The sequence below is a fragment of the Streptomyces atriruber genome (assembly GCF_001418325.1).
Taxonomy (GTDB): domain Bacteria; phylum Actinomycetota; class Actinomycetes; order Streptomycetales; family Streptomycetaceae; genus Streptomyces; species Streptomyces atriruber.
The window spans coordinates 1-17,710 of sequence record NZ_LIPN01000303.1 but is presented as its reverse complement, the minus strand read 5'-3'; the positions used below and the strand labels follow the sequence as shown (position 1 = coordinate 17,710).

Below are 17,710 nucleotides of genomic sequence, written 5' to 3'. Positions count from 1 at the left end.
GCGCGCCGTGCAGGGGCTCGGCGGCGGCCTGGTCATCGTCGGGCTGTACGTGATCGTCAGCCGCGCCTACCCCGAGCACCTGCGGGCCTCGATCATGGCGGCGTTCGCGGCGAGCTGGGTCGTGCCGTCCGTGGTCGGCCCGCTGATTTCCGGCACGGTCACCGAACACCTCGGCTGGCGCTGGGTGTTCGTCGGCATCCCCGTCCTCGTCCTCGCGCCGCTCGCCCTCGCGCTGCCCGCGATACGGCGGACGGCCTCCGGACCGGTCGACCCGGACGCGCCCGTCGCCGCCTTCGACCGGCGCCGCATCCGGCTGGCGCTCGGGATCTCGCTGGGGGCGGGGCTCCTCCAGTACGCGGGGCAGGACCTGCGCTGGCTGTCGTTGCTGCCCGCCGCGCTGGGCGGGGCCGTTCTCGTCCCGGCCGTCCTCGGGCTGCTGCCCAAGGGGACGTACCGGGCCGCGCGCGGGCTGCCGTCCGTCGTGCTGCTGCGCGGCGTCGCGGCGGGGTCGTTCATCACCGCCGAGTCCTTCGTGCCGCTGATGCTCGTCACGCAGCGCGGGCTCAGCCCCACGCTGGCCGGGCTCTCGCTGGCGGTGGGCGGGGCGACCTGGGCGCTCGGGTCGTACCTCCAGTCGCGGCCCCGCATGGAGCCCTACCGGGGGCGGCTCGTCGCCTCCGGGATGGTGCTGGTCGCGGCCTCCATCCTCGCCGCGCCGACCGTCCTGATCGAGGCCGTGCCGGTGTGGGTCGTCGGTGTCGCGTGGGGCTTCGGATGCTTCGGCATGGGGATGGTCATCGCCTCGACCAGCGTGCTGCTGCTCCGGCTCTCGCCGCCCGCCGACGCCGGGTCCAACTCGGCCGCGCTGCAGATCTCCGACGGACTCTCGAACGTCCTGCTGCTCGCCGCGGGCGGCGCCGCGTTCGCCGCGCTGGGTGGCGGCACGGTGGGCGCGGGGCACGGTGCGGGAGAGGCCACGGGCTCGCATCCGGCCGCCTTCGTCGCCGTCTTCCTGCCGATGGCCGTGGTCGCCCTCGTGGGGGCCTGGGTGGGGACGCGGCTGCAGGGGCCGCGCGCGGCGGCGGAGCCGAACCAGCCGGTGGACACGGGCCCGTCGGTGGACGTGGTCGCCGTGACGGCGGACGTGACGGGCACGACCACCGACATCGTGGGTGCGGCGACGGACCTCGGCGGGGCGGCGACGGACAAGTCCTAGCCTTGGCGCGTGGCTGATGTCCTGCCGCTGCTGGTGATCTTCGGTGGCTTCGCCGCGGTCCTCGCCGCCCTGGGGTGGCGGGCACGCCGCGTGCGACGCCGGGGGACGGGGCGTGCCGCCGTCGCGGGAGCGCCGGCGGCGTGGGAGGAGGCGTACCGACGGCTTCGCGCCGCGCGACCGAGGCGAGCGGCGCCGGGGGCCATCGCGCGCCGGGCCCGCCGACGCGGTGCCGCCCTGCGCCGACCGGTGCGCCGAGGACGACCGCGCGCCACACGGCCGGGCCGGGCCGCCCCGGGACCGAAGGAGCGACCTCACACCCCCGTGTGAGACCCGTCGCACCTGCCCCGGTCGCCGCCTCGCCCTCAGCGGAACGTCAACGCATCACCGGTAAGGTGGCCCGGTTGTCATACGTGCCGCCGACCCGCGAACCCGGAGACCGTGACTACCACCAGCGCCGCCGCCAACTCCTCCCACCACCTCTCTCCCGCCTTCCCCGGCCGCGCCCCCTGGGGCACCGCCAACAAGCTGCGAGCCTGGCAGCAGGGGGCGATGGACAGGTACCTCCAGGAGCAGCCGCGAGACTTCCTCGCCGTCGCCACCCCCGGCGCCGGCAAGACGACGTTCGCACTCACGCTCGCGTCCTGGCTGCTGCACCATCACGTGGTGCAGCAGGTGACCGTGGTCGCGCCCACCGAGCACCTGAAGAAGCAGTGGGCCGAGGCCGCCGCCCGTATAGGCATCAAACTGGACCCCGAGTACAGCGCGGGACCGCTGAGCAAGGAGTACCAGGGCGTCGCCGTGACGTACGCGGGCGTCGGCGTGCGGCCGATGCTGCACCGCAACCGCTCCGAGCAGCGCAAGACCCTGGTGATCCTCGACGAGATCCACCACGCCGGTGACTCGAAGTCCTGGGGCGAGGCGTGCCTGGAGGCCTTCGAGCCCGCCACGCGCCGCCTCGCGCTCACCGGTACGCCGTTCAGGTCCGACACGAACCCGATCCCCTTCGTGCAGTACGAGGAGGGGAACGACGGCATCCGGCGCTCCTCCGCCGACTACACGTACGGCTACGGCAGCGCGCTCGGCGACGGCGTCGTGCGGCCCGTCATCTTCCTCTCGTACTCCGGCAACATGCGCTGGCGCACGAAGGCGGGCGACGAGATCGCGGCGCGGCTCGGCGAGCCCATGACCAAGGACGCCGTGTCGCAGGCGTGGCGCACCGCCCTGGACGCGCGCGGCGAGTGGATGCCGAACGTCCTCAAGGCCGCCGACAAGCGGCTCACCGAGGTCAGGAAGGCCATCCCGGACGCGGGCGGCCTCGTCATCGCCTCGGACCAGGACTCCGCGCGTGCCTACGCCAAGCTGATCCGCGAGATCACCGGCACCAAGGCCACCGTCGTCCTCTCCGACGACACCGGAGCCTCCCAGCGCATCGACGACTTCAGCGCCAGTACGGACCGGTGGATGGTCGCGGTCCGCATGGTGTCCGAGGGCGTCGACGTGCCGCGCCTCGCGGTGGGTGTGTACGCGACGACGATCTCGACGCCGCTCTTCTTCGCGCAGGCCGTCGGCCGTTTCGTGCGGTCGAGGCGGCGCGGCGAGACCGCGTCGGTCTTCCTGCCCACCGTCCCCGACCTGCTCACCTTCGCCAACGAGATGGAGGTGGAGCGGGACCACGCCCTCGACAAGCCGAAGAAGGAGGGCGAGGAGGACCCCTACGCCGAGTCCGAGGCCGAGATGGACGAGGCGAACAAGCAGGAGGACGAGGACACCGGGGAGCAGGAGCAGTTCTCCTTCGAGGCCCTGGAGTCCGAGGCCGTCTTCGACCGCGTGCTCTTCGACGGCGCCGAGTTCGGCATGCAGGCGCACCCGGGCAGCGAGGAGGAGCAGGACTACCTGGGCATCCCCGGGCTCCTCGAACCCGACCAGGTGCAGATGCTGCTCCAGAAGCGGCAGGCCCGGCAGATCGCCCACAGCAAGAAGAAGCCGGACGAGGAGGCGGACCTGCTGGAGCTGCCCGCCGAGCGGCGGCCGGTCGTCTCCCACAAGGAGCTCCTCGGGCTGCGGAAGCAGCTCAACACGATGGTCGGCGCGTACGTCCATCAGAGCGGGAAGCCGCACGGCGTGATCCACACCGAGCTGCGGCGCACGTGCGGGGGTCCGCCGAGCGCCGAGGCCACGGCGGGGCAGCTGCGGCAGCGCATCGAGAAGGTCCAGGAGTGGGCCACCCGCATGAAGTGACGGCATGCGGTGATGACCGGCCAAGGAGCCGGGGGTTCCAAGTGGGGAGGTCGTGTGCGGAGGTCGTGCGCGCGGCCTCCCGGGCGGCCGCCGCGTAACGGGGCAATGGGGGGCGCTAGGGGCGCCCCGGTGCCCGGATTCTGGACGAAGTCTTCCGCTGAGCGGGACGGCCTCGCTACTGTCCCCGCAACGCACACGCCCCGTGGCAGCGCCGCCGCGGAGCGCAGCCGGTGTTCCGACCGGCGGCCTCTGACGCGCGTCGCCCACGGGACCGGCGGCGCAACCGCCGCGTAAGGGGGCCGCCGACCCTCACCTAAGGAGTGGGCGTCGTGACCGCGGAGACTTCCCAGACGCTCGACCGAGGACTGCGCGTCCTCAAGCTGCTGGCCGACACCGACCACGGACTGACGGTCACCGAGCTCTCCAACAAGCTCGGCGTGAACCGCACCGTGGTCTACCGCCTGCTCGCCACGCTCGAACAGCACGCCCTCGTGCGACGCGACCTGGGCGGCCGGGCCCGCGTCGGCCTCGGCGTGCTGCGGCTCGGGCGGCAGGTGCACCCGCTGGTGCGCGAGGCCGCGCTGCCCGCGCTGCGCTCGCTCGCGGAGGACATAGGGGCGACGGCCCACCTCACGCTCGTCGACGGCTCGGAGGCCCTCGCGGTCGCGGTGGTCGAGCCCACGTGGACGGATTACCACGTCGCCTACCGAACGGGCTTCCGGCACCCCCTGGACCGGGGAGCGGCGGGCCGGGCGATCCTCGCGGCCCGGCAGGGGCTGGTGACGGACCCCGGGTACGCCCTCACCCACGGCGAACTGGAGGCAGGCGCGAGCGGCGCGGCCGCCCCGCTGGTGGGCGTAACCGGCCTGGAGGGCAGCGTCGGCGTCGTCATGCTGGCGGACTCGGTGCCGGAGCGGGTGGGGCCGCGGGTCGTGGACGCGGCGAGAGAAGTCGCCGACGCGTTGCGCTGAGGCCCGAGGGAATGTCGAGCCCGTGGAATGCCGAGCCCGTCCGGCGATCGAGGACGAGCTCGGCGCAGCCGGCGATGACCTGGCCCACGGCCGAAGGGCCCCCGCGCGTTAGATTGATCCCGTGTTCTCGTTCTCTCGTCTTACGCGCCCCCAGGCCCTCGCCGTCTGCGCCCTGCCCGTCGTGGCTCTGCTCGCCGTCGCGGGGCTCGCGCCGTTGCCGTTCGCCGTGGCTCAGCCCGGGGGGACGGCGGACGTGCTCGGGAAGCACGAGGGGAAGCCCGTCCTGACGGTCAGCGGCGTGCCGACCCGGGAGACCCGCGGTGAGCTGCGGATGACGACCATCGTCGCCACGGGGCCGCAGATGGACGTGTACCTCGGTGATGTGATCGACGGGTGGTTCCGGAGCGATCGTGCCGTGATGCCGAAGGACTCCGTCTATCCCGTCGGCGACAACGTCAAGGAAGTCGAGAAGCACAACCTCGGCGACATGAAGAAGTCGCAGGACGACGCCACGGCCGCGGCGCTGACCTATCTGAAGGCGAACGGTGTCGACGACACCGACAAGGTGAAGGTCAAGGCCGACCTCGGCAAGATTGGCGGGCCGAGCGCGGGCCTGTTCCTCTCGCTCGGCATCATCGACAAGCTCGACGGCGACGGCAGCGGCGGCGACCTCACGGGCGGCCGCACGATCGCGGGTACCGGCACGATCACGGCCGACGGCAAGGTCGGCCCGGTCGGCGGCGTCGCCATGAAGACGCAGGGCGCGCGCCGCGACGGCGCGACCGTGTTCCTCGTCCCGAAGGACGAGTGCTCGGACGCTCAGGCCGAGCTGCCGAAGGGGCTGCGGCTGGTCCCGGTCACGACGCTGAAGGGAACGGTCGACGTGCTGCGGGCCCTGGAAAAGGGCGGGAAGGTCCCGAGCTGCTGACCAGCCGGAGGCCCAACTCGACCAGGCTCCAGCCGAGTTGAGTGCGGAGACGGTGGTGTCTCACGCGTCGGGGCGCAGCCGCTCGGCGTAACCGCTCGGCGCGCTCGCCGTGCAGCATCAGATGGACGTCGGGGTTCATGGGCGGGGCCTCTCCTGGCGGGTCGGGAAGATGTGGGAGTGGACGCGCACCTGGGCCACGTCCGGGGTGCCCTCGGGCGGGGGCGACGATCGGTAGCCCTCCATGAGCGCGCTGACCTTGTGGCTCAGTTCGGACGCCTGCTCCGGGGTCAGGTACAGGGTGTAGTCGCTCGTGTCCGCCGACTCGTCCCACTCCTTCGACCACTCGTGCCGCGTCGCGATCCAGGTGGTCACCTCCTGGGCGCGCTGCGTCGCGTACTCGAACAGGAGCGTGCTGAGCGCGGCCTGCACCTCCGGGCTCCGGTCCCGGATGAGCTCCTCGTCGGTGCGCGTGCCCTGGTGGGCGGAGCGCCACCACCGCTCCCTGCCCTTGCCCCGGTCCGGGTCGTCCTCGACGAAGCCGTACTCCGCGAGCTGGCGCAGGTGGTAGCTGGTCGCGCCGCTCGACTCGCCCAGGCGGACGGCGAGTTGGGACGCCGTGGCCGGGCCTTCGAGGCGCAGGGAGGAGAGCAGCCGCATGCGCAGGGGGTGCGCGAGGCCCCGCAGTGAGCGCGGGTTCAGGTGGTGGACCTTCCGGGGCTCGGGCCCGTCGTCATCCGTCATGTCCGGCAGCGTAGAGATGCAAAGACTCCGTTGCAATGCTTTTTGCAACGGAGTCTTTGCATCGAGATCTTTGCATCAGGGCTCTGGCAAGTGGCCCGGAAGCGGCGCCGGTTGCCGCTACTCCTTCACGAAGCCCTCCTGGATCAGCCAGTCCTTCGCCACCTCGTGCGGGTCCTGACCGTCCACGTCCACCTTGGAGTTGAGGTCCCGCGCCACCGTGTTGTTCAGCTTCTTCGTGATGGGGGCCAGCACCTCCGCCATCTCCGGATGCTCCTTCAGCGCCTTGCTGTTGATCTCCGGGGCGGCGTTGTAGTTGGGGAAGAAGTGCTTGTCGTCCTCCATCGTCGTCAGGTTCATCGCCTTGATCCGGCCGTCGGTCGTGAAGACCTCGCCGTACGTGCACGTCCCCTTGGAGGCCTGGGTGTAGATGATCCCGGTGTCCATCTTGGTGATGCTGGAGGAGGGGACGTTCATCCCGTACTCCTTCTGCATGCCGGGCAGCCCGTCCTCCCGCGACGCGAACTCGCTCTCCACGCACAGCGATACGGCCTTCGGGTCCGACTTCGACAGCGCCGCGACGTCCGAGAGCGTCTTCGTCTTGTACTTCGCCGCGTTCTTCTGGTTCATCGCCAGGGCGTAGGTGTTGTTGAGCGTGGCCGGGTCGAGCCAGGTGACGCCGTTCTTCAGGTCCGCGTCGTGCACCGCCTGCCACTGCTTCTGCGGGTCGGTGATCGGCTCGGTGTTGCCCTGGTACGTGATCCAGGCGGTGCCCGTGTACTCGTACATGGCATCCGCGTCGCCGCCCTTGACGGCCTCCCGCGCACCGATCGAGCCCTGGATGCCGGTGCGGTCGAGCACGTCCGCGCCCGCCGCCTCGAACGCGATGCCCATGATCGCGCCCAGGATGAGCTGCTCGGTGAACTCCTTGGACGTGACCGTCAGATCGGCGCCCTTCAGCGGCAGGCCCTTGCCGATGGAGCCGGGCTTGACGTCGTCCACCATCGGGCTGCCGCTGGTGAGTCCGCAGCTCGCCAGCAGGGCGCCGCCCAGGACGGCGGCCACGGTCGTGCGCGCGGTGATCCCGGTGATCCTCATGCGTCCACCTCCAGGCCCCTGGGGCGCAGGACCAGTTCGGCCAGCGAGGCCAGCCAGTCCACCAGGAGCGCCAGCGCGATCGTCAGGATCGAGCCGAGCATGAGGACCGGCATGCGCTGGTTGGTCATGCCCGTCGTGATCAGGTCGCCGAGGCCGCCGCCCCCGCCGAACGTGGCGAGCGTCGCCGTGCCGACGTTCAGGACGAGCGCCGTGCGGACGCCCGCGAGGATCAGCGGGACGGCCAGGGGGAGTTCGACCTTCGACAGGACGCCCAGCGGTGACATGCCGATGCCGCGTGCCGCCTCGATCAGGGTCGGGTCGTTCGCCTTCAGGCCCGCGATCGTGTTGGAGAGGACCGGCAGGACGGCGTAGATGATGATGCCGATCAGGGCCGCCTTCTCGCCGATGCCCAGCCAGATCACCAGGAGCGCGAGGAGGCCGATCGCGGGGGTCGCCTGGCCGATGTTGGCCACGGCCATCGCGACCGGTGCGCCCTTGCGCAGCTTCTTGCGGGTCAGCAGGATGCCGAGCGGGATGGCGATGATGAGCACGAAGAACGTCGAGATCACCGTGAGCTGGATGTGCTGGCGCAGCCGGAGCCAGACGTTCCCGTTCGCCAGCGCGTTCTTGGAGATCGAGTCGAGGTCGGCCTGCTGGAACCACCACCAGGTCGCCAGCAGGACCACCGCGAGCACGGCGGGCAGGAAGGTCAGCTTCTGCCAGGTGACCCGGCGCGGCGGCTTCGCGGCGACCAGCGCCGGCGGGGCCTCCAGCTCGGCCTCGCCCTCGTCACGGAAGGCGAGCCCCTTGACCTCGTGCTCGCCCTGCGGCCGCGTCGCCTGCTTCGGCGACCGCTTGCGGTCCGGGATCCGGGGCGTGCCCCCGGAGGTGCCTGTCACGCGTTCGCCTCCCCGCCGTAACCCTCCTGCTCGTCATGGGTCAGCCGGGCGCGCTGCTCCTCCAGTTCGTGCTGGTGCTCCACGGCTTCGAGGCGGTCGGCCTCCAGCATCTCGTGGACGGAGTTCATCAGCGTCTCCATGTCGACGACGCCCGTGTACTCGCCGCGCCGCCCGGTCACCGCGACCCGGCCCGCGTTGTCCGTGAGGACGGCCTCCAGCGCGTCGCGCAGGGTGGCGTCGCGGGTCACCGTGTCGTGCACGAGGGTGCCCGCGCGGGCCAGCGAGCCCTTGGCGCGCATCAGGTCGCCGCGGCGCAGCCACTTGTAGGGGCGGCCGCGCTTGTCGAGCAGGAGCAGTTCGTTGGTGCCGCCGCCGCGCAGCTTGTCGAAGATGTCCTGCAGCGGGTCGTCGACGGTCACCGTCGGGATGTCGGCGATCTCCACGTCGCGCACGCGGGTGAGGTTGAGGCGCTTGAGGGCCGCGCCCGCGCCCACGAAGCCCGACACGAAGTCGTCGGCGGGGTTGGTGAGGATGGCTTCCGGGGTGTCGAACTGCGCGATGTGCGAGCGCTCCCGCAGGACGGCGATGCGGTCGCCGAGCTTGATGGCCTCGTCGAAGTCATGGGTGACGAAGACGATCGTCTTGTGCAGCTCGTGCTGGAGCCGGATCAGCTCGTCCTGGAGGTGGTCGCGGGTGATCGGGTCGACGGCGCCGAACGGCTCGTCCATCAGCAGGACGGGCGGATCGGCCGCCAACGCCCGTGCCACGCCGACGCGTTGCTGCTGGCCGCCGGAGAGCTGGCGCGGATAGCGGCCGTGGAACTCGCCCGGGTCGAGCCCCACCAGGTCGAGCATCTCCTCGACCCGCGACTTGATCCTCGACTTGCCCCAGCCGACCATCTTCGGCACGAGCGCGATGTTCTGGGCGACGGTCATGTGCGGGAAGAGACCGGAGGACTGGATCGCGTATCCGACCTTGCGGCGCAGCTTCACCGGGTCGATGTCGGTGACGTCCTCGCCGTTGATGCGGATGCGGCCGCCGGTCGGCTCGATGAGCCGGTTGATCATCTTCAGGGTGGTCGACTTCCCGCAGCCGGAGGGGCCCACGAAGATGACGATCTCGCCCGCCTTGATCTCCATGTTCACGCTGTCCACGGCGGGGTCGCTGGTGCCCGGATAGCGCTTGGTGAGGTTCTCCAGCTCGATCGTCGCGCCGGAAGTGGTGGTGGCGGCCCGCCCGGTGCCCTCGGCCGTCGCGCCCTCGTTCGGTGCGCTCTCGCTGGCGGTGGTCTCAGACACGGATCCCCCTCGGGATGGTCAGCCTGCCGATCAGGACGTACGCGGCATCGAAGAGCAGCGCCAGGACGATGATCCCGAGCGTGCCCGCGAGCACCTGGTTGAGGGCGTTCTTGCTGCCGAGCGAGCCGATTCCGCGGAAGATCTCGTTGCCGAGCCCGGGACCGGATGCGTACGCGGCGATGGCCGCGATGCCCATCAGCATCTGCGTGGAGACGCGGATGCCGGTCAGGATGGGCGGCCAGGCGATCGGCAGCTCCACCTTGAAGAGGCGGGCCAGCCGGGACATCCCGATGCCCTTGGCGGCGTCGATCAGCGACGGGTCGACGCCCCGCAGCCCGACGATGGCGTTGCGCACGATCGGCAGGAGCCCGTACAGGGTCAGCGCGATGACGGTCGGGGCGACTCCGAGACCGACGACCGGGATCAGCAGGCCGATCATGGCGAGGGACGGCACGGTGAGGATGGTGGACGTGGTGGTCGTGGCGAGATTGCCCGCCCATTCGCTGCGGTACGTGAGGACGCCGATCAGTACGCCGATGAGGGTGGCGACGACCATGCACTGGAAGACGGCGCTCGCGTGCTGGAACGCGTCCGTCAGCAGTTGCTGGTGGCGGTTGCCGAGGTAGTCCCAGAAATTCACTGAAGTGCTCACCTCGCCTTTCCGAAGGTACTCACTAGTCGGTGACCCGGGGCGGTGACCCGGGTCGGTGAATCAGGGGTCTTCGGACGCCTGCTCCACCAGCGGGATGATCCGCAGCGGAACGGGGTTTTCCATGACGATCGCCGTGGAAGCCCGGACGATGCCATCAAAGCCCACCACCCGGTCGATCACACGTTGGAGATCCGCGTTCGACCGGGCCACGAGACGGCAGAGCATGTCGCCGTGACCGGTGATGGTGTGCAGCTCCAGAACCTCGGCGACGGTCGCCAAATGGGCCCGTACGTCCGCGCCCTGGCCCTGTTTGATCTCCAGCGTCGCGAAGGCCGTGACGGGGTAGCCGAGCGCCGCGGGATCGACCTCCGGGCCGAAGCCGCGGATGACTCCATTGGACTGAAGCCGGTCCATCCGCGCCTGCACCGTGCCGCGCGCCACGCCGAGCCTGCGGGACGCCTCAAGAACCCCGATACGCGGCTCCCGTGCCAGCAGCACGATGAGTCTGCCGTCCAGATGATCGATCGCCATGACGCCTCCATGGTGGTCATGATGTACAGATAGCCCGCCCATCGTGGCCACCCGCTGGGCAGATTGACCACTGAAAACGCGAACTATTGCGCACCTTGTGGTTCGGCGGGAGCCTCACACCATGACTGAGACCACCACCCACACCACACCCGACACCGCGCGCGAGGCCGACCCCTTCCCGGTCAAGGGAATGGACGCGGTCGTCTTCGCCGTGGGCAACGCCAAGCAGGCGGCGCACTACTACTCCACGGCCTTCGGCATGAAGCTGGTCGCCTACTCCGGACCGGAGAACGGCAGCCGCGAGACCGCGAGCTACGTCCTCACGAACGGCGGTGCGCGCTTCGTCTTCACCTCCGTCATCAAGCCCTCCACGGACTGGGGCCACTTCCTCACCTCCCACGTGGCGGAGCACGGCGACGGCGTCGTCGACCTCGCCATCGAGGTGCCGGACGCGCGTGCCGCGTACGCCTACGCCGTCGAGCAGGGCGCACGGGGCATCACGGAGCCCTACGAGGTCAAGGACGAGAACGGCAAGGTCGTCCTCGCCGCCATCGCCACGTACGGCAAGACCCGCCACACCCTGGTGGAGCGCACCGACTACGACGGCCCGTATCTGCCCGGTTTCGTGGCCGCGAACCCGATCGTCGAGCCGCCGGCCAAGCGGACCTTCCAGGCGATCGACCACTGTGTCGGCAATGTCGAGCTCGGCAAGATGAACGACTGGGTCGGCTTCTACAACAAGGTCATGGGCTTCACGAACATGAAGGAGTTCGTGGGCGACGACATCGCGACCGAGTACAGCGCGCTGATGTCGAAGGTGGTGGCCGACGGGACGCTCAAGGTCAAGTTCCCGATCAACGAGCCCGCCATCGCCAAGAAGAAGTCGCAGATCGACGAGTACCTGGAGTTCTACGGCGGCGCGGGCGTCCAGCACATCGCGCTCGCCACGAACGACATCGTGGAGACCGTCCGCACGATGCGCGCGGCGGGCGTCCAGTTCCTGGACACCCCCGACTCGTACTACGACACCCTCGGCGAGTGGGCCGGCGAGACGCGCGTCCCCGTCGAGACCCTGCGCGAGCTGAAGATCCTCGTCGACCGCGACGAGGACGGCTACCTGCTGCAGATCTTCACCAAGCCGGTCCAGGACCGCCCGACCGTCTTCTTCGAGATGATCGAGCGGCACGGCTCGATGGGCTTCGGCAAGGGCAACTTCAAGGCGCTCTTCGAGGCGATCGAGCGCGAGCAGGAGAAGCGCGGCAATCTCTAGTCGCCGTCCCGCGCCCCGTAAGGGGCGCGGGGAACTGCGCGATCAGCCATGACGGACCCGCAGCCGACCGGGTTCGGTGGTGGGCTAACGCGCCGGGGCGGTCCGGACCGTACTGGGGGCGGTCCGGGGCCGCGGCTGGGCGGGTGGCTGGGCACGCGGCGTCTGGCGGCGCGGGGGAGCGGCCTGGCGGACCGGGGCCACCGGGCGCGGCGCGTACATCTGCTCGGGCCCGCCCTCCGGCGGCTCGCCCAGCGCCTCCAGCGCCCGCTTCGCCGCGGGCACGCCCAGCGGCGAGAAGTACGGGTTGATCCGCAGCGCCTCACGGAGATGGCGGCGCGCGGCGCCGTACCGGCCCGACTCCCGCTCGATCGTGCCCCGGTGGAAGGCGAAGAGGGCGCTGCGCGGGCCCTTCTCCATCGCCTTCGTCACGAGCTTCAGGCCCGCCTCCCCGTCCCCGGACCGGTGCAGCGCCCAGCCCAGCGCGTCCGCGGTCTCCGGACTGCCGTGCCGCTCGTACTCCGCGGTCAGCCGCTCCACCGCCGCGTCGGCGTCACCGTGGTCCGCCTCGAAGAGGCCGAGGATCCGCTCGTTGTTGATGCCGCCCGCACCCTCCTGCTCCACCCGGGCCCGCAGCGCGCCGTACTGCGCCCGCGCCGCCGGGATCAGCTTCAGCGACTCGTACAACTCGCCCAGCTCCAGGGCGTATTCGGGCAGCGGATGCCGGGCGAGCGCCGAACGGTAGGCGTGCAGCGCCTCCGAGGAGCGGCCCAGCGCGGCCAGGGCGCGGCCCCGGCCCGCCAGCGAGGGGTGGTGCTCGGCGTCGGCGGCCAGCGCCGCGTCGTAGTAGCGCAGTGCCACCGTCGGCTCGCCCCGCTCCCACGCGAGCTCCGCGACGCGGTACAGGGCCGCCGCCTTCGCCGCGGGCGCCTCGGCGAGCGCCGCCGCGTCGGTGAGCGCGGCGTTCGCGTCCTCGCGCCAGCCGCGGTTGCGGTAGACCTCTCCGGACCGCGTCATCACCGCGGTGCCCGAACCCAGCTCCTGCAAGGACTCCAGGGCCCTGCCCACGCCCTTCGCGTCACCGAGCCCGGTGTACGCGTCGATCAGCGCGGGATACGCGGCCCACCGCTTCGGCGCCTGCTTCGCCGCGAGCTCGCCCCACTTCTTGGCGGCACGGAAGTCGTGCCGGGCGTTGGCGAGCGTGGCGAGACCCGTCAGGGCCTCCGGATTCCCCTCCGGCTTCGCCTTCAGCGACGTGTTCAGCGCCCGCTCGGCCTTCGGGAAGTCCGCGACGTCCGCACGCCGCACGCCCCGCGCCAGATACGCCGAGCCGAGCACCGCCCACGACTGGTCGTCCCCGGGATGGGCCCGCAGATGCGCCTCGCGCTCACCGATGAGCGCCGCCAGGTCCGGCAGCGCGGCGGGCGCCCCGGCCCCCACGGCCGCCATCGCCCGTCCGGCCGGGCCGAGCGCGGGCGGCGCCGCCTTCGCCGCCTTCTCGTCGTACGGGGGCAGCAGCACGAGCACGCCGCCGAGCACCACGCTCCCCGCCACGGAGCCGATCAGCACACGCTTCACCGAAGGCCTCATGACGTCACTGTGCGTCAGTGACGTCCATACGAAGAGCACATCCCGGCATGTGGAAGGAGGTCGCACACGGGTTCACACCGATGGCCCCGGGTGCGAGGCTGTGATCATGAGCCGCACCCTCGTCGAACTCCTCCGGGACGGCCTCCCGGACGAGGCGATCCTCACCGACCCGGACGTCACCTCCTCGTACGCCCACGACATGGCGAGCTTCTGCGAAGCGGGCGAGCCGGCCGTCGTGGTGCTGCCACGCACCGTCGAGCAGGTCCAGCACGTCATGCGCACCGCCACCGAACTGCGCGTCCCGGTCGTCCCGCAGGGCGCCCGCACCGGTCTGTCCGGCGCCGCGAACGCCAGCGACGGCTGCATCGTCCTGTCCCTCGTCAAGATGGACCGCATCCTGGAGATCAGTCCCGTCGACCGCATCGCGGTCGTGGAGCCGGGCGTCGTCAACGCCGCGCTGTCCCGCGCGGTCGGCGAGCACGGCCTGTACTACCCGCCGGACCCCTCCAGCTGGGAGACGTGCACCATCGGCGGGAACATCGGCACCGCCTCCGGCGGCCTGTGCTGCGTGAAGTACGGGGTCACCGCGGAGTACGTCCTCGGGCTCGACGTCGTCCTCGCCGACGGGCGGCTCATGAGCACCGGACGCCGCACCGCCAAGGGCGTCGCGGGATACGACCTGACGCGGCTCTTCGTCGGCTCCGAGGGCAGCCTCGGCATCGTCGTCCGCGCCGTCCTCGCCCTCAAGCCCGAGCCGCCCCAACAGCTCGTCCTGGCCGCCGAGTTCCCCTCGGCGCAGGCCGCGTGCGACGCCGTCTGCAGGATCATGGAGGGCGGCCACGTCCCGTCGCTCCTCGAACTGATGGACCGTACGACGGTGAAGGCCGTCAACGCGCTGGCCCACATGGGCCTGCCCGAGACCACCGAGGCGCTCCTGCTCGCCGCCTTCGACACCCCGGACCCCGCCGCCGACCTCGCCGCCGTCGGCGCGCTCTGCGAGGCCGCGGGCGCCACCCAGGTCGTCCCCGCCGAGGACGCGGCCGAGTCGGAAATGCTGCTCCAGGCACGGCGGTTGTCCCTCACCGCACTCGAAGCCATCAAGGGCAGCACGATGATCGACGACGTGTGCGTGCCGCGCTCGAAGCTCGCGGAGATGCTCGAAGGGGTCGAGCGCATCGGTGAGAAGTACGACCTGACCGTCGGGGTCTGCGCGCATGCGGGCGACGGCAACACCCATCCCACCGTCTGCTTCGACGCGGCGGACCCCGACGAGGGCCGGCGCGCCCGTGAGTCCTTCGACGAGATCATGGCCCTCGGCCTCGAACTCGGCGGCACCATCACCGGTGAACACGGTGTCGGCGTCCTCAAGAAGGAGTGGCTGGCGCGCGAGATCGGCCCGGTGGGAGTGGAGATGCAGCAGGCCGTCAAGGCGGCCTTCGACCCGCACTCACTCCTCAACCCGGGCAAGCTGTTCTGACGTCTCTCCGCGATCGCCCCCGTGGCGGCGGAGCTCACTCACCGTCCTTGGACTCGTCCGAGGGCCACGGGTCGCTCAGCCACAGCTCGTCCGCGCGGCCACGGCCGGAGGCGGGTGCGAGCAGCTCGGCGAGGCCGTCGTCGATGCCGAGCTGCTCGGCCTCAGAACCCGGAGGGACCACCCGCAGCGTCCGCTCCAGCCACGCCGACACCGCGGCGGCGGGCGCTTCCAGGAGGGCGTCGCCGTCCGGCGAGCTGAGCGCCATCAGGACGACGCTGCGCCCCTCCACCTTCGTCGGCCAGACCCGCACGTCCCCGTGGCCGCACGGCCTGAACACCCCCTCCACCAGGAGCTCCCGGGCGAACGTCCAGTTCACCGGGTGCTCGGAGCCGATGTGGAAGGCGATGTGGACGGCGTAGGGGTCGGCGGTGCGGTAGGTGAGGCGGGCCGGGACGGGGATGGCCCGTTCCGGCGAGAGGACCAGTTTGAGCTCCAGCTCGCGTTCCACCACGGAGTGCATGTCGATGCCCTTCCTTCTCGTTGCAGCTCTTCACGTGGGTCCTGGAGCGGACCCGTACGAGTGGAGAGCGCGAGATCCACGAAGCATTACGCGGGTTCCGGGAAATTTCTTCGGACGACTTCGGGGAGGTGGCCGCGAGGGGGCGTGGGCGACGCGGGGGATGTGTGAGGAGCGTGCCCGGAAAGTGGTCCGTAGGGCGGGAGCCGCCCGACGGGACACGGAGGTCTGATAGATGTGGAGCCCCAAAAAGACCCCCGAGCAGATACGGGACGACGGACATGAGCGCCCCAACTCCGGCCCCAGGCGACGATCGGCCGCGCGAAGGCTACTACCCCGACCCGTCCATTCCCGGATATGTCCGGTACTGGAACGGTGCCGCCTGGGTGCCCGGTACGAGCCGTCCCGCGCCGTCCGACGGTGAGCCGCTGCCGCCCCCGCCCGGCGCGGGCGCCGCCCCGGCGGCCGCGGCGCCCGCGGAGGAGACGGGCCCCGTCTTCTTCGACGAGGCACCGCACGCGGGTCAGTCCGAGCAGGGGGATCCGGAGACGGGCCGGTTCGAGGCGGCGCGCCCGGAGTCGGCGCAGCCCGGAGCGGCGCACACCGGGGCGAACCAGCACGGGTCGCGGCCCGAGCCCGCCTCCGCCTGGCAGGCCGACGCGGGGCGGCAGTCCGGCCTCGGCGGCGAGCAGGAGCGCCGGGTGTCCTGGGGCGGTGCTCCCGGCCAGGCCGACCCGCGGGTGCCGAGCGGGGTGCCGAGCGACGCGGCGCCCGAGGCAGCCGAGGCCCCGGAAGCCCCCAAGGCCCCGGACGCCGCCGAGCCGCCGCACGACGAGAGCAACCCCGGCACCGTCACGATCCGCGCCGTCAAGCCAGGCGCCGCCAAACCGGCGGCGGGCGAGGGCACGGTGACGTTCCGTCGGCCGACCGGGCCGGTGCGGCCCGCGGCCGAGAAGCCCGGCGGGCAGGCCACGCCCGCCGCGTCGGCCGGTACCGACGGCACCATGGCGATCCGCGCGATCCGCCCCAAGTCCGCGCAGCAGGGCGGCAGGACCGCCGCCGACCGGCAGCCCTCCGTACCGCAGCAGGGCGGAGTACCGCCGCAGGCGGCCACACCGCCCCAGACCCAGCAGCCCCAGACCCAGCAGCCCCAGGCCCCGAAGCCCCAGGGGCAGCAGCAGCCCCAGGCCCCGCAGTCCCCGGCCCCGCAGCCCCAGCCCTCCGTGCCGCAGCAGGGCGGCGTGTCCTCGCCCGTCACCTCCGGGCCCGGCGGCGGCTCGCCCTCCTGGGCCCAGCAGGTGCACCAGCTCGCGCAGTCCCCGGTGCCCGGGACCAGCGGAACCCCCGCGCAGCAGGGCGAGGGACAGCCCGTCGTGCCGTGGAAGCCGGTCGCCGAGGACCCGTTCCTCGCGGTCGCGCAGGCCCAGGCCGCGGCCAGGCCCGCCGGGCTCGGCAGGCGCCTGGCCGCACGGCTCGTCGACACCCTCGTGCTCGCCGCCGTCACCGGCGCCGCCGCGCTGCCGCTCGGCACCAAGGCCGCCGACCACATCGACGGCAAGATCGACGCGGCGAAGCTCTCCGGCGAGAAGACCACGGTCTGGCTCCTCGACGGCACCACCGCGGGGTACTTCGGCCTCATCCTCGCCGTCCTGCTGCTCTTCGGCGTCGTCTACGAAGCGTTGCCGACCGCCAAGTGGGGCCGCACCCTCGGCAAGAAGGTGTGCGGCATCGAGGTGCGGGACATCGAGGAGCACGAGGCGCCGACCTTCGGGGCGGCGCTGCGGCGCTGGCTGGTGTACAGCGTCCCTGGCGTGCTGGTGATCGGCGTCGTCGGCGTGCTGTGGTGCGTCTTCGACCGGCCGTGGCGCCAGTGCTGGCACGACAAGGCGGCGAACACCTTCGTCGCGGGGTGAGAGCCTGTGTCATGACCCCGGCCGGTGGGCATCGTCCGGCACGCACGCTCGCCGCGTTGCCGAAACGCCCTGGTAGCTCCGCTACGAGGGCGTTCCGGCGCCTTGCGATCGCACGCACCAGAGGACGCCCACTGATCCGACCGGGGCTGTGACACAGGCTCTGAGCGGGGCGGCGGCCGGGTAACCCGGTCGGCCGCTCGCCGGATGCGGAGCCGGTGCCGAAGCGGTCGACTCGGGCCATGAGCACCGAACCGCCGCAATATCCGCCGCCGGACGACGACCCGTTCAAGAAGCAGCCGCCGCAGCAGCCACCGCAGGGCGGCGGCTCCCCGTACGACCCCCCGCCGCAGGGCGGTGGCTCGCCCTACGGCGCCCCG

At 71.7% G+C, this 17,710-nt stretch carries 14 protein-coding genes and 1 pseudogene; 7 read left to right on the top strand and 8 right to left on the bottom strand.

Features of this window, described 5'->3' with window-relative positions:
* From AOK03_RS28345 to AOK03_RS28330, 4 genes and pseudogenes are all read left to right on the top strand, one after another.
* Window positions 1–1,066, top strand: a pseudogene (locus tag AOK03_RS28345) (MFS transporter); the annotation flags it as partial.
* Window positions 1,067–1,654: 588 nt separating this feature from the next.
* Window positions 1,655–3,454, top strand: coding sequence for a DEAD/DEAH box helicase (locus AOK03_RS28340; protein WP_055568199.1), 1,800 nt, complete (start codon window positions 1,655–1,657; stop codon window positions 3,452–3,454).
* A gap of 329 nt (window positions 3,455–3,783) precedes the next feature.
* The gene (locus AOK03_RS28335; protein WP_055568198.1) at window positions 3,784–4,425 is read left to right on the top strand and encodes an IclR family transcriptional regulator; all 642 of its coding nucleotides are present in this window, start codon (window positions 3,784–3,786) and stop codon (window positions 4,423–4,425) included.
* A gap of 121 nt (window positions 4,426–4,546) precedes the next feature.
* Window positions 4,547–5,353: a S16 family serine protease gene (locus AOK03_RS28330; protein WP_055568197.1), complete on the top strand. Its 807-nt coding sequence runs from the start codon at window positions 4,547–4,549 to the stop codon at window positions 5,351–5,353.
* A gap of 135 nt (window positions 5,354–5,488) precedes the next feature.
* On the opposite strand, the gene AOK03_RS28325 is transcribed toward AOK03_RS28330, so the two are convergent.
* From AOK03_RS28325 to AOK03_RS28300, 6 genes are all read right to left on the bottom strand, one after another.
* Entirely contained in the window at window positions 5,489–6,094 is a 606-nt protein-coding gene (locus AOK03_RS28325) for an ArsR/SmtB family transcription factor (RefSeq protein ID WP_055568196.1), read from the bottom strand.
* A 117-nt stretch (window positions 6,095–6,211) separates the two neighbouring features.
* Complete coding sequence (locus AOK03_RS28320) at window positions 6,212–7,189, bottom strand: glycine betaine ABC transporter substrate-binding protein (protein ID WP_055568195.1); 978 nt, start codon at window positions 7,187–7,189, stop codon at window positions 6,212–6,214.
* A complete protein-coding gene (locus AOK03_RS28315; RefSeq protein WP_055568201.1) occupies window positions 7,186–8,058 on the bottom strand; it encodes an ABC transporter permease in 873 nt (290 codons plus the stop codon). The genes AOK03_RS28320 and AOK03_RS28315 overlap by 4 nt, the downstream gene beginning before the upstream one ends.
* 26 nt (window positions 8,059–8,084) lie before the next feature.
* A complete protein-coding gene (locus tag AOK03_RS28310) occupies window positions 8,085–9,386 on the bottom strand; it encodes a betaine/proline/choline family ABC transporter ATP-binding protein (protein ID WP_055568194.1) in 1,302 nt (433 codons plus the stop codon).
* On the bottom strand, window positions 9,379–10,026 hold the full coding sequence (locus AOK03_RS28305; protein ID WP_055568193.1) for an ABC transporter permease: 648 nt from the start codon (window positions 10,024–10,026) through the stop codon (window positions 9,379–9,381). The genes AOK03_RS28310 and AOK03_RS28305 overlap by 8 nt, the downstream gene beginning before the upstream one ends.
* Before the next feature lie 72 nt (window positions 10,027–10,098).
* A complete protein-coding gene (locus AOK03_RS28300; protein ID WP_030794967.1) occupies window positions 10,099–10,569 on the bottom strand; it encodes an Lrp/AsnC family transcriptional regulator in 471 nt (156 codons plus the stop codon).
* A 121-nt stretch (window positions 10,570–10,690) separates the two neighbouring features.
* On the opposite strand from AOK03_RS28300, the gene hppD reads away from it, so the two are divergent.
* Window positions 10,691–11,839 carry a 4-hydroxyphenylpyruvate dioxygenase gene (hppD, locus tag AOK03_RS28295; protein WP_055568192.1) on the top strand — a complete coding sequence of 383 codons (1,149 nt, stop codon included), beginning with the start codon at window positions 10,691–10,693 and terminating at the stop codon, window positions 11,837–11,839.
* 84 nt (window positions 11,840–11,923) lie between these two features.
* Here the strand turns inward: hppD and AOK03_RS28290 are convergent, their stop codons facing one another.
* Window positions 11,924–13,426: a tetratricopeptide repeat protein gene (locus tag AOK03_RS28290; RefSeq protein ID WP_079075006.1), complete on the bottom strand. Its 1,503-nt coding sequence runs from the start codon at window positions 13,424–13,426 to the stop codon at window positions 11,924–11,926.
* A gap of 106 nt (window positions 13,427–13,532) precedes the next feature.
* On the opposite strand from AOK03_RS28290, the gene AOK03_RS28285 reads away from it, so the two are divergent.
* Window positions 13,533–14,903, top strand: coding sequence for an FAD-binding oxidoreductase (locus tag AOK03_RS28285; protein WP_055568200.1), 1,371 nt, complete (start codon window positions 13,533–13,535; stop codon window positions 14,901–14,903).
* A gap of 34 nt (window positions 14,904–14,937) precedes the next feature.
* Here AOK03_RS28285 and AOK03_RS28280 read toward each other — a convergent pair whose 3' ends face one another.
* Entirely contained in the window at window positions 14,938–15,423 is a 486-nt protein-coding gene (locus AOK03_RS28280) for an SsgA family sporulation/cell division regulator (RefSeq protein WP_055568191.1), read from the bottom strand.
* Between the two features lie 278 nt (window positions 15,424–15,701).
* Between AOK03_RS28280 and AOK03_RS28275 the strand changes: the two genes are divergently transcribed.
* On the top strand, window positions 15,702–17,333 hold the full coding sequence (locus AOK03_RS28275) for an RDD family protein (protein ID WP_055568190.1): 1,632 nt from the start codon (window positions 15,702–15,704) through the stop codon (window positions 17,331–17,333).
* Window positions 17,334–17,710 lie beyond the last annotated feature (377 nt).

Coding starts and splice junctions, on each gene's coding strand:
- AOK03_RS28325 (WP_055568196.1), bottom strand. CDS start 6,094: ATGACGGATGACGACGGGCCCGAGCCCCGGAAGGTCCACCACCTGAAC.
- AOK03_RS28320 (WP_055568195.1), bottom strand. CDS start 7,189: ATGAGGATCACCGGGATCACCGCGCGCACGACCGTGGCCGCCGTCCTG.
- AOK03_RS28300 (WP_030794967.1), bottom strand. CDS start 10,569: ATGGCGATCGATCATCTGGACGGCAGACTCATCGTGCTGCTGGCACGG.
- hppD (WP_055568192.1), top strand. CDS start 10,691: ATGACTGAGACCACCACCCACACCACACCCGACACCGCGCGCGAGGCC.
- AOK03_RS28290 (WP_079075006.1), bottom strand. CDS start 13,426: ATGAGGCCTTCGGTGAAGCGTGTGCTGATCGGCTCCGTGGCGGGGAGC.
- AOK03_RS28285 (WP_055568200.1), top strand. CDS start 13,533: ATGAGCCGCACCCTCGTCGAACTCCTCCGGGACGGCCTCCCGGACGAG.
- AOK03_RS28280 (WP_055568191.1), bottom strand. CDS start 15,423: ATGCACTCCGTGGTGGAACGCGAGCTGGAGCTCAAACTGGTCCTCTCG.
- AOK03_RS28275 (WP_055568190.1), top strand. CDS start 15,702: ATGAGCGCCCCAACTCCGGCCCCAGGCGACGATCGGCCGCGCGAAGGC.